Here is a 13,235-nt window from a genome sequence, read left to right as displayed (position 1 = left end):
GTCGTCCGGTCCATCAGGACGGGCCGAGGCCGTGCCGCGCGGCGTCGCGGGCGCGATCGCGCAGCGGGTGGTCGCCCGCGGCAGCGGCCGGGACGCCCACCCGCGCGCGGAACACCCAGTAGGTCCACGCCTGGTAAGCGAGCACCACCGGTGTCATGACCAGCGCGACCACCGTCATCACGACCAGGGTGTGGTGGCTCGACGCCGCCTGCTGCGCGGTGAGCGACAGCGCGTCGCCGTTGCGGGCGGGCAGCACGTCCGGCCACATCGCCGCGAACGCGGTCACCGGCAGCAGCCCGACGACGACCGTGCTGAGCGTGAACGCCACTCCGGGTCGCGTGCGGTAGGCCGCGACCGCCACCAGCGCGATCACCATGGCGCCCGCCAGCACCCCGCTGACCGGGCTGATGCGCTCGATCGACGTCCACACCAGGAACCCCGCGGTCACGACCCCGGCTGCCGGCAACAGCAGCGTCGCCGCGCGGCGCGCCGCGTCGTGCAACGACCCCGGGTGGGTGCGCAACCGCAGGAACAGCGCGCCGTGCAGGGCGAAGAGGGCCAGGCTCGTCACCCCGCCCAGCAGCGCGTAGGGCGACAGCAGACTCCAGAACCCACCGGTCATGTCGTGGGCGGCGTTCAGCTCGACACCGCGCACGAAGTTCGCGAAGGCGACGCCGAGCAGCACGGCCGGCAGCAGCGAACCGACGACCACGCCGGCCTCGCACCACCTCCGTCCGGTCGCCGTCGCCGCCTTGCCCCGGTACTCGATGCCGATGCCCCGCACGATCAGGCCTGCGAGCAGCAGCACGAAGGCGAGGTAGAAGCCGCTGAAGACGCTCGCGTACCACTCCGGGAAGGCCGCGAACGTCGCACCGCCGGCCACGAGCAACCACACCTCGTTGCCGTCCCACACCGGGCCGATCGTGCGCAGCGCGTCGTCGCGCTCGGCCTCGGTGCGGGCGACGAAGGGCAACAGCACCCCGACGCCGAAGTCGAAACCCTCGAGGACGAAGAACCCGACCCACAGGACGGCGATGACGCCGAACCAGAACGCAACCATGACTGTCTCCCTGTCCTTCGTGTGAGGGTCAGACCGGGCGGGCCGGGTCGGTGTCGGGCGTGACCGTCGGTGCCGTGGTGGGCGCCGCGGGCTCGGGGTCGGGTCCGGCGAGGGCGAAGCGCCGCACCATCCGGAAGCAGACGACGCCCAGCGCGCCGTAGACGAGCGTGAAGCCGACGAGGCTGGCGAGGGTGAAGCCCACCCCCACTCCCGGGCTCAGACCGTCCTCGGTGCGCAGCAACCCGTACACGAGCCACGGTTGCCGGGCGGTCTCGGTGAAGATCCACCCCATGGCGTTCGCGGCGAGCGGCAGCGCCACCGACCAGGTGGCGAGCCGCAGCAGCCGGCGGCTGCGTTCCAGCCGGCCGCGGCGCCACTGCACGACGAGGGCGGCGGCGATCAGCAGCGCGAGCACCGCGAACCCGATCATGAGCCGGAAGCTCCAGTAGGCGAGCCACACGACCGGCACGTAGCTGCCCTTGCCGTACTTCGCGACCGAGTCGGCCTGCACGTCGTTGATGCCCTGGACGGTGCCGCCCGGACGGTTCGTGGCGAGGATCGACAACCCGTCCGGAATGGCGAGGTCGACCTTGTTGCGGCCCTCCTCGACGTTCGCGTACGCGAACAGGCTGAACGACGCGTGGTCGGTGGTGTCCCAGAGCGCCTCCGCCGCCGCCATCTTCATCGGCTGCTGCTCGGTCATGACCTGGGCCTGGAAGTGCCCGACCACCGACGTCGCCAGGCCGGCGGCGAGCACGACCGCGAGACCCATCCGCAGGGCGCCGCGGTGCACCGGGTCGGTGCGCTCGCCCCGGCGGCGCAGGTGCCAGGCGCTGACGGTGATCAGCAGCGCGCCCGCGGTCATGTACGCCGCCAGCACCGTGTGCGGGAACGTCACCAGCTGTGTCTTGTTGGTCAGCACCTTCCAGATGGAGGTCAGCTCGACGCGGTTCTGCCCGGCGTCGTAGCGCAACCCGACCGGGTGCTGCATGAAGCTGTTGGCGGCGAGGATGAAGTACGCGCTGATCGTCGTGCCGGCCGCGGCCAGCCAGATCGTGGCGAGGTGCACCTTCGGCCGCAGCACGTCGCGTCCGAAGATCCACAGGCCGAGGAACGTGGATTCGAGGAAGAACGCGATAAGTCCTTCCATCGCCAGCGGGGCACCGAAGATGTCGCCGACGAAGCGCGAGTAGCGCGACCAGTTCATGCCGAACTGGAACTCCTGGACGATGCCGGTCACGACCCCCAGCGCGAAGATCACGAGCATGATGCGGCCCCAGAACCGCGTCGAACGCTCCCACTGCGCGCCGCGCTCGTTGTCGCGGTTGCGGTAGGCGAGCGTCTGCATCGCGGCGACCAGGCCGGTCATGCCGATCGACACCGGCACCACCAGGAAGTGGTAGACCGTCGTGATCCCGAACTGCCAACGGCCCAGCATGAGCGCGTCCACGGGCATCCCTCCTCGTTCCGACGCCCGGTCCGGGCGGCCATACGTCCACCCTCGCGGCCGCGCGCGCGGGTGCGCAGGGTCGTGCAACCCGACCGTCCTGGGTCCTTCGACCCAGTGATGTCCCGGCCGGTGGGTCGGGCCCGGACGCATCCCGGCCGGCTGTGGTCGACCGGCCCTCCCCCACCCGTGCCGCGCGGCGTGACGTAGGGACGGGCGTCGACGGCGGCGCCGGGACGGAGAGGGGAACGTCATGAGCGAGTCGTCCGCGCAGGACCGTCACGGACCGATCGTGGTCGGCGTGGGCGCCGGGGTCGGCGTCGCGGGCAGCGCCGACCGCAGCGCCCTGGAGTGGGCCGCGGACGAGGCGGCCTCACGGGGCGTCGACCTGGAGCTGCGGCGCGCCTTCGTGTTCGCCGACCGCTTCGCCCCGCACGAGGTCATGTACGACGCCGCCCTGCGTGCCGAGCTGCGCGCCGACGCCGAGCAGCTGTTGACCGCCGCCGCGGCCGCGGTGGCCGAACGCCACCCGCACCTGGAGGTCACCCGGCGACTCGTGGACGGCGACGAGGTCGGCGTCCTCGCCGGGCGTGCAGCCGACGCCGCAGTCACCGTGGTGGGGTCGCGCCGGCACACCGCGATCGCCGAGCTGGGGCTCGGGTCGACCGCGCACGCCGTGGCCGCCGCGGCCCACGGTCCGGTGGTCGTGGTGAAGGGTCCCGGCGGCCTCGCCGGCGAGCCGCACCACGTGGTCGTCGGCGTCGACGGCTCACCTGCGTCCGAGCGCGCCGTGCAGTGGGCGTTCGCGTACGCGGACCGCCACGGCCTGGACGTGCGGGCGGTGCTCGTGCACGGGCACGCGCCGTCCGGTGGGATCGCATGGCGACCCGAGCGCGACCGCACCGAGGACGAGCGCCGGCTCGCGGACGCGATCGCGCCGGCGCGGCGTGCCCACCCCGGCGTGCGCGTCCATCCGGCCGTCCGTGAGGGCCATCCCGCCGCCGTGCTCGTGGACGAGAGCAGCGGCGAGGACCTGGTCGTCATCGGGTGTCGAGGGCGGCACGCGCGCACGGCGACCCTGCTCGGGTCCGTCGCGCAGGCCGTGCTGCGTCACGCGACCTGCCCGGTCGTCGTGCTGCACGCGCAGGCCACCGACGAGGCGCCCGTCCCCGTCGCGACCGCGGCCGTCGCGACGGAAACACCGTGACCGGCCCGGACGGCCGGCAGGAACGGGCCACGCCCCAGGAGGCCGCCGAGCGGGCCGCGCGGCGGGCCCTGCTCGCGCCGTCCGTGCACAACACGCAGCCCTGGCGCATCGAACTGCACGACGACCGGCTCGACCTGTACGCCGACACCGACCGGTCCCTGCCCGTGCTGGACCCGCGGCACCGGCAGCTCACCATCAGCTGCGGCTGTGCCCTGTTCAACGCGCGCGCCGCCATCGCGGCCGACGGGTACCGCCCGATCGTCGTCCGCTTCCCCGACGCCCGCCGGCCGGACCTGCTGGCCCGGGTGGTCGTCGGCGAGCCGACGGGCTGGCAACCCGTCGCGCCGCTGGACGACGTGGCCGACCGGAGGCACACCAACCGCCGGGTCTTCCTCGATCCCGTCGTCCCCCCGGAGCTGCTGGACGCGGTGACCCGGGCGGCGCGCGACGAGGACACGCACCTGGTCGTGGTCGATCCGGCCCGTCACGACACCGTGGCCCGGCTCGGCGCCCTCGCCGACGAGGTGGAGAACAGCGACGACCGCTACCGCGCCGAACTGGACCGCTGGGTGAGCGACGACCCGCGCCGTCCGGACGGGCTGCAGGCCGCCGGCCTGCCGCACGGCCTCGCATCCACCGGGTCCACCGCGTCCACGGCGTCCACCGCCTCCGCCGCTTCCGCCCCGGCCGACGACTCCTACGGGCACCTGCACGTCCGCGCCTTCGACGGGCACGGCGTGGGCTGGTTGCCCTCGGACCCGGAGATCCCGGGCGAGCAGACCCTGCTGCTGTTCTGCACCGACACCGACGGCCCGCGGGCGTGGCTGCGCGCGGGCGAGGCGCTCGAGCGGGCATGGCTCGAGCTGGCGCGCCACGAGTACAGCGCGAGCCCGCTCTCGCAGCTGGTCGAGGTGCGCGACACGTGCGTCGCGCTGCGCGACCTGCTCGGTCTGGAGTCGCACCCCCAGGTGCTGTTGCGGGCGGGGCGGGCGCCCGCCGTCCCCGCCACGCCGCGGCGCGCGTACGAGGACGTCGTCTCGCGCGCGTGATCGCCGGCTCGGAACCGTCCCTGGACGAACGGGGCGAACAGCCCTGCGGTCGGCGGCCCCGCCGGGAGACGGTGGCAGTCCACCTTCGGAGAGGACGACTTCGTGAGACTGCTGCTGATCGGCGCGCCCGGTTCGGGCAAGGGCACCCAGGGCACCCGCATCGCCGCCCTGTACGGCGCCGCCCACCTGTCGACGGGAGACCTGCTGCGACGCGAGGTCGCCAACGGCACCGCGGTCGGGGGCCAGGTCCGCGACCTGCTCGCCGCCGGCGAGCTCGTCCCGGACGAGATCGTGCTGCGCCTCCTGCTGCCTGCCGCGGTGGCGGCGGCGGACGGTGCCGGCTACGTGCTCGACGGCTTCCCCCGCACGCTCGGCCAGGCCACCGTCCTGGACAGCGCGCTCGAGGACGCCGGATGCGGTCTGCGGCGCGTGATCCAGCTGGACGTGCCCCGCCGGCACCTGGTCGCGCGCATGCTGCGCCGCGGTGCGGACGAGGGCCGCGCCGACGACACCGCCGAGGTGATCCGCCGCCGCCTCGACGTCTACGACACCGCGACCGCACCCGTGCTCGAGCACTACCGGTCCGCCGGCCTGCTGCGCGTCGTCGACGGGTCGGGGGCGCCGGCGGCGGTCACCCGAGACGTCCTCGACGAACTGCCGGACCTCGCGCGGTCCGTGCCCGCCTGACGGAGGCACACCCCATGACGACGACGATCGACCGGCAGGCGCCGGCCCAGCCGGACACGTGCGCCCGCCCCCTGCTGCGGGCCAGGCTCGCCACCTCCGTCCACGCGCCGCGGGTGGCCCGCCGAGCCGTGCACGACGCGTGCGTGAGCGCCGACCTGCCCGTGCCGGTGGCCGACGCGGCCGAGCTGGTGGCGGGGCAACTCGTCGTCGCCGGACTGCGGCAGCACCTGCGCCCGCTGCAGCTCTCGCTCACCCTCGCCGACGACCCGACCCTCGGCACGGTCGCCACCGTCCGCGTCTCCGGCGAGCCGACATCGTCCGCGGGCCGGACCGCCGGGGCCGTCGGCACGCTGCACATGTGGGACCTCGTGCGGCGGCGGGCGTGCGCCCTCGGCTACAGCGACACCGGAACGGGACGGCAGCTGTGGGCGGCCGTGCGGGCGGACGCCGCCGGCCTCCAGGACCGCACGACGAAGGCGTCCGTCGATGCGGGTTGAGCTCGACGACCGGCCCGACGACCACCCCGACGACCACCCCGGCGACCGGCTCGACGACCGGCTCGGCGCCGTCGACGCGTACTGGCGTGCCGCGAACTACCTGAGCGCCGGGCAGCTCTACCTCGCGGCGAATCCGCTGCTGCGCGAACCGCTGCTGCCCGATCACGTCAAACCCCGGTTGCTGGGTCACTGGGGCACTGCCCCGGGCATCAACCTCGTCCACGCCCACCTGAACCGCGTGATCCGCGACCGGGACCTCGACGTGCTGCTGGTGACCGGTCCCGGACACGGTGGCGCGGCACTGCTCGCGAACAGCTGGCTGGACGGCAGCTACACCGAGCGCTTCCCGTCGATCACGCGCGACGCCGCCGGGATGGCGCGGCTGTTCCGCCAGTACTCGTTCCCCGGTGGGGTGCCGAGTCACGCCGCGCCGTCGACACCGGGTTCGATCCACGAGGGCGGCGAGCTCGGGTACTCGCTCGCGCACGCCTTCGGAGCCGTCCTCGACTCCCCCGACGCGCTGGCCGTGTGCATCGTGGGCGACGGCGAGGCCGAGACCGGCCCGCTGGCCGCGTCGTGGTCCTCGACGCGGTTCCTGGACGCCCGCACGGACGGCGCCGTGCTGCCCGTGCTGCACCTCAACGGCTGGAAGATCGCGAACCCGAGCGTGCTGGCCCGCATCCCCGAACGCGACCTGCTCGACCTGCTGCGCGGCCACGGCTGCGCCCCCGTCGTGGTCGCCGGGGACTACCCGGCGGACGTCCACCCCGGTGACGAGGCGCGGCGGGTGCTCGCGTTCGCCTTCGAGCACGCCGCCGCAGCCGGCGTGCCGCTGCACGCGATCACCTGCCACCAGCCCGGCAGCCGGGACGCCGTCCTGTGGCACGAGGTGCTGGCCGAAGGCCGGGAACGCCACCCGCACGTCCCGGTGCGCCGCACCGTGCTGCGGACCGGTGCCGCCGACGGGCTGCTCGCCGCCGCGGCGCACCACGACCTCGTGGTCGTCGGCGGCGCGCGCGCAGCACACCCGCGCCGCCACCCGGTGTCGCTCGCGCACACCCTCGTGCGCCGGGCCGGCTGTTCGGTCGCGGTCGTGCCCACCCGCCGAACGACCCGGGCCGACCCGGGCCTTGGGCACTGCGACACCGCGGCGGACACGACTTGACTCGACCCGACGGCCGGACGAACCGGCCCCGGTCCGGAAGGAGTTGCGCCATGTCGACCACCCCCACCACCGTGCCCGGTGACCGGCTCGAGCCCGAGGCCCTGCACGGGGTGATCGCGGTCGGCATCGGCAGTGCGGACTGCGGGCGACGCGAACTCGAGTGGGCCGCCGCGGAGGCCGCGTTGCGGAACCGTCCGCTGCACGTGCTGCGCACCTTCCACCTGCGCGAGCAGACGCTGCCCTGGCAGTCGTCGGCCGACCGCTTCCTGACCCGCGAGCTCGAGCGCGGCGCGCGGCGCGCGATGCGGGTCGCCGAGTCGCGCGCCCGGACGCTGTACCCGCAGCTCGACGTCCGCACCTCGGTCGTCGACGGGCTCGTGGAGGAGGTGCTCGCGAGCGCCGCCCAGCACGCCCACCTGCTCGTCGTCGGCGCGCGCCCGATGTCGAGCTACGCGGCCACCGTCGTCGGCCGGGTCAGCGCGCTGGTGGCTGCCCGGTCGATCGGCCCGGTCGTCGTCGTGCGCCCCGCGCCCGAAGCCACCCCGCGCGCCGAACCGGGTGTGGTCGTCGGTGTCGACGGCTCGCGCTCCATGCCCGACGTGCTGGCCTTCGCGTTCGATCACGCGTCCGCGCACGGCCTGCCGCTGCGGGCGGTCACCTGCTGGCGACCCGACGGCTACCTGATGGAGGAGGCCATGTCGACGGGCCTCCCGGACGACCTCGCGGAGGCATGGCTGGCCGAGGCGGTCGCGGGCTGGGGCGACAAGTACCCGGACGTCCGCGTCGAGAGGTCGCTGGTGATCGAACGCCCGTCGCTGGGTCTGGTGCAGGCGTCGCGCGGCGAGGCGTTGCTCGTCGTCGGCGGCGGGCCGCGTCACCCCCGGCTGGGCCGGATGCTGGGCTCGGCGACGCAGGCCGCCCTGCACCACGCCGACTGCCCGGTCGCCGTCGTCCACGGGCGGTGAACCCGCACCGACCGGGGGCGACGCGGTCGCCGGCGCCGATCTGCCCTCAGCGACCGCCCGTCACCCGGCCGGACCCGGGACCGACCAGCGCCGCCGCCTGCCGTACCGCCTCGCAGGGTCCACCGGAGGTGTCGACCGCGTGCGCCGACGGCCACGCCGCACGGCCCGCCGCGAGGGCCCGGGCGGCCGCCTCGCCCGCATCGCTGACCGACCCGCCGGCTCTCAGGCGTGCCTCGGCGCGGGCGGCGGCGACGTCCACCGGCGCCACGCACTCGAGCGGCACCAGCCGGGCACTACGCGCCGCCGTTCAGTAGAAGACGCCGGCGTGGAACGGGTCGTCGGGACGGCGGGCGTCCGGCGGCGCGGTGAGGTGATCGACGACGGAGACCACGCCGCGCACCGCGGTGACCACGGCGCGCAGGTCGGCGCGGAAGGAGCCGGAGCCGAGCCGGCCGATCAGCGTGACGACGCCGTCGTGCACGGTGACGTCGACGGTGCCCGGCGTCAGCGAGAACTGTCCGGCGAGCACGTCGGACGTGATCTCGGCGCGGATCTCGTCGTCGTCGCGCAGGTGCACGCCCAGCAGGTCGAGCCGGGTGACCATGCCCACGAGGGTCCCGTCGGGCGACACCACCGGCAGCTGCCGCACGTCGTGGGAGTGCGCGGTGCGCGCCGCGCGCAGCACGGTCGCGTCGGGCGTCGTCAGCACCGCCGGGCTCGACATCAGCACGGCCGCGTCCAGGGTGTCGGCGGTGTCGGTGTGGTGGCGGTGCCAGGGCAGGAGCGGTTCCCGGCGGGAGCTGTGCCTGCCCTCGGGGAGCCGGGCGATCATCAGGTCCGACTCGGAGACGACCCCGACGACGCGGTCCGTGTCGTCGAACACCGGGGCGGCGCGCACGGCGTTCCGGGTCAGCACCTCGACCACGTGTTTGAACGTGTCGTTCGGGTGCAGCGCTTCGACGTGGCGGTGCATGACGTCGCCGACGGTGACGGACATGGCAGCTCCTCTGGCGGTGGCTCACACGACGGTGAGGTTGTTGTCGACGCGGACGACGCCCGGTACGGACGCGGCGCTGTGCTCGGCCGCCCGCGACTCGTACGACGAGTGCACCGTGCCGCTGAGCACGACGGTGTGTCCGTCGACGTCGATGCGCAGCCGGCGCCCCTCGCCCTGGGCGGCGTTCTCCAGGGCGGCCGTGACGCTCGCGCGGACCTGCAGCGGCGACGGCGTCGGCTCGACGGTCGTCTGGACGACCACTTGTGCCACGTGCGGCACCCGCGCGACCAGCGCCAGCACCTCGTCCCGGTCGGCGACGCCGCTGACGTCGCCACGCACGGTCACCGACCGGGCGTGCACGGTCGCGTGGACCGCCGGGCCGCCGTCGACGCGCAGGGCGATCAGCCGACGTTGCAGCTCCCTGGCGATGTCGGCGTCGTGCCACAGCCCCCCGGCACGGACGACGAGCTCGTCGACCACGGCGCACACCCCTTTGACCGCGGTCGCGGCGCTGACGGCGGCGTCCGCCTCGGCGGGTGAATCGACCTGGCCGGCGAGCGTGACGACGCCGTCGGTGACGCCGACGCCGACGTGCTCGGCCTCGACCTCGTCGGACCAGTCGAGACGCCGCACCACCGCCGCCTGCAGTTGGTGGTCGGTGTGGACGTGTTCCTGCGCGGGGGCATTCGTGGGACCGGTCATGCGGTCATCGTCGGGCCGACCCACCGGCACGGGCAGGGTCCCTCGCCCCCGCTCGGCCCGGCCGCGCCCCGTCATGTCCCGGGCACCACGCGCAGGCCCGCGGTGGACGCGCCGTCGCACCGCCACCCGTCGGCCGTGGCCGGTCGATCGGCGAAGGGGACAACGACTCCGTCCGGCCGTGCCGAACGTCGGCCGGCAGACCCCGGCTGTCCGGCGCGGGCGGTAGGCACCTGGCTCGCAGGACTCACCCAGCCCGACGTACCGGTTCGCCCTCGGAGCCCTGCCCGGCGAGCCAGGCGTAGATCGAGTCGAGGTCGGAGTCGCCGAGCACATGGCCGCCCGGCAGCTCGTGACGCTCGGCGCCGCGGATGGCGCCGAGCAGATGTTCGGGGTGGCTCCGGGGGCCGAGGACGTCGTGGCGGCCGTACCAGATGCTGACCGGAACCTCGATCGCTGCGAGGTCGAATCCCCACGGGCGGGTGAAGGCCACACCGTCGTCGACCCAGCCGTCGATGCCGTCGGCATAGGTGGCCCGCATGCGCTGCACGTACCCGGCTTCGGCCCGGCGATCGGCGAGCGCACGACGATCACTGTCCGGTAGCTCGTAGTCCTCGGCGACCTGGGTCCCGCCCAGTTCGATCGCGTCGACGGCCTCGGTGGCCAACTGCTGCACCAGCGGGCGGTACCGGGCCTCGCCGTCGGCGGCGGCTTCGAACTCGCGGACGTTGCCGGGCGACATCCCGTCGAACCAGTCGAACCGGTCCGGATCCATGGGAGCCAGACCCACCACGCTGGCGCAGCAACTGACCAGCTCGGGCAGTCCGGCGGCCAGCGCCAGGGCGTGCGGCCCACCGCCTGAACCGCCCCACACCGCACAACGCCGCCACCCCACGGTGTCGAGCACCGCGGCGGCATCGCCGATCACGTCCACCACCCGCCGACCCGGCAGGCGATCGGAGTCGCCGTAACCGGGCCGGTCGACGACCAGCAGTGCCGTGTTAGCCCGGTCGGCGGCCGCGACCAGCTGCGGCGACAGGTGACGCACCCCGGGTGTGCCGTACTCGAAGATCGTCTTCCGGGGACGGTCGGCGCCGTACAGGCTGAAGGCCACGCGGCGCCCGTCACGCATCACCACGCCGTCCGACACGCCCATCGGGTCAGTGTCGCGCACAGGACCACATCGCTCGGACCAGGTGCACTCCACGTCTCGATTTCGTCATCGAGGCGACCGGTCGGCGTCCGGCGTGACGGTTCGACATCACGGGGTATGACGACTGCGCACCCGGCGGACCCATGAGCAGGAGCACGATGCCTCGACACCGCAGCGGCCACAGCAACCCGATGGTCGGGCTCGCCGACCCGTCGCTGGGCCGCGAGGTCAGAGCACCGCACACGAGGTTGGCGCGGGAGTCGGTACCGCCGCACGTCGCCTACCAGCTCATCCACGACGAGCTGCTGCTCGACGGCAGCGCGCGGCTCAATCTGGCCACGTTCGTGGGCACCTGGATGGAGCCCGAAGCGCAGCGGCTGATGTCCGAGTCGATGGACAAGAACATGATCGACAAGGACGAGTACCCGCAGACGGCGGCCATCGAGCAGCGGTGCGTGTCGATCCTGGCCGACCTGTGGCACGCCGACGACCCGGAGCACCCGACCGGCTGCTCGACGACCGGGTCGAGCGAGGCCTGCATGCTTGCCGGCATGGCGCTCAAGCGCCGGTGGCAGGCGCGCACCGGGCACGACCCGTCGCGCAGGCCCAATCTGGTGATGGGCGCGAACGTCCAGGTGTGCTGGGAGAAGTTCTGCCGGTACTGGGAGGTCGAGCCACGCATGGTCCCGGTCGAGGGAGATCGGCTCCACCTCGGTGCCGCCGAGGCCGCAGCCGCGTGCGACGAGAACACCATCGGCGTGGTCGCGATCCTGGGTTCGACCTTCGACGGCAGCTACGAGCCGGTCGCCGACATCGCCGCCGCACTCGACGACCTGGCGGCGGCCGGCGGACCGGACGTGCCCATCCACGTCGACGGCGCGTCCGGCGGCATGATCGCGCCGTTCCTCGACCCGGAGCTGGTGTGGGACTTCCGGTTGCCGCGGGTGGCGTCCATCAACACCAGCGGTCACAAGTACGGCCTCGTCTACCCCGGCGTCGGATGGGCGCTGTGGCGCGACAAGCAGGCCCTGCCCGACGATCTCGTGTTCACCGTCGACTACCTGGGCGGGAAGATGCCGACCTTCGCCCTCAATTTCTCCCGTCCGGGCAGTGAGGTGATCGCGCAGTACTACACGTTCTTCCGGCTCGGTTTCGACGGCTTCCGCGCCGTCCAGCAGGCCTCCCGCGACGTCGCGACCCACCTGGCCGGCGAGGTCGAGGCCATGGGTCCGTTCCGGCTCATCACCCGGGGCGACCAACTGCCGGTGTTCGCGTTCACGACGGCCGACGACGTCACCGACTGGGACGTCTATGCCGTCTCACGAGGGTTGCGCGAACACGGCTGGCAGGTGCCTGCCTACGCCTTCTGCGAGAACAGACAGGACCTGAACGTGCTGCGCGTCGTGTGCCGCAACGGCTTCTCCCGGGACCTGGCCGACCTCTTCCTGGACGACCTGCGCACCGTCGTGGGGACGCTGCAGAACGACAGCGGCGCGGCCGGCCGCAGCGGACCGGCGTCCTTCCACCACTAGGGCCGCCAGGCGGCTCTCACCGCGGGTCGGTGTCGCGGGCGTGTAGACGGCATCCTCCGCTTCCCCGAGCGTGGGCCGGCGATCGGGGCGACGCTCCGCATACCGGTGCGGTACACCTACGGTGTGCCGGAACCAGCATCCGAAGTCGATCTTGTTGCCGAGTGTCAGGGCAAACCGGAGGTCGCCAACGCAGAGATCGAAAACCTCAAGACGGCGTTGGTCGGTGCCGAACAGGTCTTCATTGAAGTGGCCCGCCGCGCCCTTGAGTAGCACCCCAAGTTCCGTTGGGTGAAGCTGATGGTCGACAAGCACCGGGGGGGTGTCGCATGAAGAAGGTGATCTGCGCGGCGGCGGCTGTGCTGGCCCTTGCCGGCTGCTCGTCTTCTGGCGGCGAGACGAGCGAGACCGACGACTCGGTGCCCTCGTGTGACGCCGCGTGCGTGAGCGAGGCGGTGGGCGACACCTACGGCTACACCGAGCCTGCGCCGGGGCCGACGACGCGGGCGGTCAAGCCCCGGCCTCGACCGTCCGACATCGTCGACAACTACGACACGGCGACGTGCGCTGATTGGAACGTGACCACACAGCAGAACAAGGTCATCGTCGCGGAGTACTTCGCGGTCACGAAGGCCAAAGACTTGGGCGACATCGGCTATGTCCTCGTCGGCGCCATCAATACGGCGTGCACCTACCCAGGCGTCCCGCGCACGGTGACCGTCCGGAAGGTAGCGCTGCTAAGCATCAGAAACCTTCGGAACGGATCCTGACGTTGTCGTT

General features: G+C 73.4%; 14 protein-coding genes and 1 pseudogene. 9 read left to right on the top strand and 6 right to left on the bottom strand.

Translation table 11 applies throughout. From position 1 onward, the window contains the following. Positions 1 to 13: 13 nt before the first annotated feature. Together cydB and ACYVP9_RS13720 are read right to left on the bottom strand one after the other, a co-directional pair. Positions 14 to 1,060: a cytochrome d ubiquinol oxidase subunit II gene (gene cydB, locus ACYVP9_RS13725; protein ID WP_460605423.1), complete on the bottom strand. Its 1,047-nt coding sequence runs from the start codon at positions 1,058 to 1,060 to the stop codon at positions 14 to 16. Between the two features lie 28 nt (positions 1,061 to 1,088). After that, positions 1,089 to 2,510 carry a cytochrome ubiquinol oxidase subunit I gene (locus ACYVP9_RS13720; RefSeq protein WP_460605542.1) on the bottom strand — a complete coding sequence of 474 codons (1,422 nt, stop codon included), beginning with the start codon at positions 2,508 to 2,510 and terminating at the stop codon, positions 1,089 to 1,091. Positions 2,511 to 2,760: 250 nt separating this feature from the next. On the opposite strand from ACYVP9_RS13720, the gene ACYVP9_RS13715 reads away from it, so the two are divergent. From ACYVP9_RS13715 to ACYVP9_RS13690, 6 genes and pseudogenes are all read left to right on the top strand, one after another. Then, positions 2,761 to 3,714 (top strand): universal stress protein, encoded by a 954-nt coding sequence (locus tag ACYVP9_RS13715; RefSeq protein ID WP_460605422.1) that lies wholly within the window; start codon positions 2,761 to 2,763, stop codon positions 3,712 to 3,714. Continuing rightward, positions 3,711 to 4,763: an Acg family FMN-binding oxidoreductase gene (locus ACYVP9_RS13710; protein ID WP_460605421.1), complete on the top strand. Its 1,053-nt coding sequence runs from the start codon at positions 3,711 to 3,713 to the stop codon at positions 4,761 to 4,763. Before ACYVP9_RS13715 ends, ACYVP9_RS13710 begins: the two co-directional genes overlap by 4 nt. Positions 4,764 to 4,865: 102 nt before the next feature. Then, entirely contained in the window at positions 4,866 to 5,450 is a 585-nt protein-coding gene (locus ACYVP9_RS13705; RefSeq protein WP_460605420.1) for an adenylate kinase family protein, read from the top strand. 14 nt (positions 5,451 to 5,464) lie between these two features. Further along, complete coding sequence (locus ACYVP9_RS13700) at positions 5,465 to 5,947, top strand: hypothetical protein (RefSeq protein ID WP_460605419.1); 483 nt, start codon at positions 5,465 to 5,467, stop codon at positions 5,945 to 5,947. Then, positions 5,937 to 6,917, top strand: a pseudogene (locus ACYVP9_RS13695) (phosphoketolase family protein); the annotation flags it as partial. The gene ACYVP9_RS13700 and the pseudogene ACYVP9_RS13695, both read left to right, overlap by 11 nt. Positions 6,918 to 7,162: 245 nt before the next feature. Further along, on the top strand, positions 7,163 to 8,077 hold the full coding sequence (locus ACYVP9_RS13690) for a universal stress protein (RefSeq protein WP_460605418.1): 915 nt from the start codon (positions 7,163 to 7,165) through the stop codon (positions 8,075 to 8,077). A 46-nt stretch (positions 8,078 to 8,123) separates the two neighbouring features. Here the strand turns inward: ACYVP9_RS13690 and ACYVP9_RS13685 are convergent, their stop codons facing one another. The 4 genes from ACYVP9_RS13685 to ACYVP9_RS13670 form a co-directional block, all read right to left on the bottom strand. Further along, the gene (locus tag ACYVP9_RS13685) at positions 8,124 to 8,360 is read right to left on the bottom strand and encodes a hypothetical protein (protein ID WP_460605417.1); all 237 of its coding nucleotides are present in this window, start codon (positions 8,358 to 8,360) and stop codon (positions 8,124 to 8,126) included. A 24-nt stretch (positions 8,361 to 8,384) separates the two neighbouring features. After that, positions 8,385 to 9,074 carry a CBS domain-containing protein gene (locus ACYVP9_RS13680; protein ID WP_460605416.1) on the bottom strand — a complete coding sequence of 230 codons (690 nt, stop codon included), beginning with the start codon at positions 9,072 to 9,074 and terminating at the stop codon, positions 8,385 to 8,387. A gap of 21 nt (positions 9,075 to 9,095) precedes the next feature. Next, a complete protein-coding gene (locus tag ACYVP9_RS13675; protein ID WP_460605415.1) occupies positions 9,096 to 9,776 on the bottom strand; it encodes a BON domain-containing protein in 681 nt (226 codons plus the stop codon). Positions 9,777 to 10,020: 244 nt separating this feature from the next. Next, the gene (locus ACYVP9_RS13670; RefSeq protein ID WP_460605414.1) at positions 10,021 to 10,929 is read right to left on the bottom strand and encodes an alpha/beta fold hydrolase; all 909 of its coding nucleotides are present in this window, start codon (positions 10,927 to 10,929) and stop codon (positions 10,021 to 10,023) included. A gap of 155 nt (positions 10,930 to 11,084) precedes the next feature. On the opposite strand from ACYVP9_RS13670, the gene ACYVP9_RS13665 reads away from it, so the two are divergent. From ACYVP9_RS13665 to ACYVP9_RS13655, 3 genes are all read left to right on the top strand, one after another. Continuing rightward, positions 11,085 to 12,458, top strand: coding sequence for a PLP-dependent aminotransferase family protein (locus tag ACYVP9_RS13665; protein ID WP_460605413.1), 1,374 nt, complete (start codon positions 11,085 to 11,087; stop codon positions 12,456 to 12,458). 105 nt (positions 12,459 to 12,563) lie between these two features. After that, positions 12,564 to 12,728: a hypothetical protein gene (locus ACYVP9_RS13660; RefSeq protein ID WP_460605412.1), complete on the top strand. Its 165-nt coding sequence runs from the start codon at positions 12,564 to 12,566 to the stop codon at positions 12,726 to 12,728. 56 nt (positions 12,729 to 12,784) lie between these two features. Next, positions 12,785 to 13,225, top strand: coding sequence for a hypothetical protein (locus ACYVP9_RS13655; RefSeq protein ID WP_460605411.1), 441 nt, complete (start codon positions 12,785 to 12,787; stop codon positions 13,223 to 13,225). The last annotated feature ends 10 nt before the right edge of the window (positions 13,226 to 13,235 follow it).

Source organism: Jatrophihabitans fulvus (assembly GCF_054781375.1).
The sequence above is the reverse complement of the archived record's forward strand: the minus strand, read 5'-3'. Positions and strand labels throughout refer to the sequence as shown.

Excerpts from the sequence above, each read along its gene's own strand:
- ACYVP9_RS13675 (WP_460605415.1), bottom strand. The coding sequence starts at position 9,776 with ATGACCGGTCCCACGAATGCCCCCGCGCAGGAACACGTCCACACCGAC.
- ACYVP9_RS13680 (WP_460605416.1), bottom strand. The coding sequence starts at position 9,074 with ATGTCCGTCACCGTCGGCGACGTCATGCACCGCCACGTCGAAGCGCTG.
- cydB (WP_460605423.1), bottom strand. The coding sequence starts at position 1,060 with ATGGTTGCGTTCTGGTTCGGCGTCATCGCCGTCCTGTGGGTCGGGTTC.
- ACYVP9_RS13665 (WP_460605413.1), top strand. The coding sequence starts at position 11,085 with ATGCCTCGACACCGCAGCGGCCACAGCAACCCGATGGTCGGGCTCGCC.
- ACYVP9_RS13715 (WP_460605422.1), top strand. The coding sequence starts at position 2,761 with ATGAGCGAGTCGTCCGCGCAGGACCGTCACGGACCGATCGTGGTCGGC.
- ACYVP9_RS13700 (WP_460605419.1), top strand. The coding sequence starts at position 5,465 with ATGACGACGACGATCGACCGGCAGGCGCCGGCCCAGCCGGACACGTGC.
- ACYVP9_RS13655 (WP_460605411.1), top strand. The coding sequence starts at position 12,785 with ATGAAGAAGGTGATCTGCGCGGCGGCGGCTGTGCTGGCCCTTGCCGGC.
- ACYVP9_RS13670 (WP_460605414.1), bottom strand. The coding sequence starts at position 10,929 with ATGGGCGTGTCGGACGGCGTGGTGATGCGTGACGGGCGCCGCGTGGCC.
- ACYVP9_RS13690 (WP_460605418.1), top strand. The coding sequence starts at position 7,163 with ATGTCGACCACCCCCACCACCGTGCCCGGTGACCGGCTCGAGCCCGAG.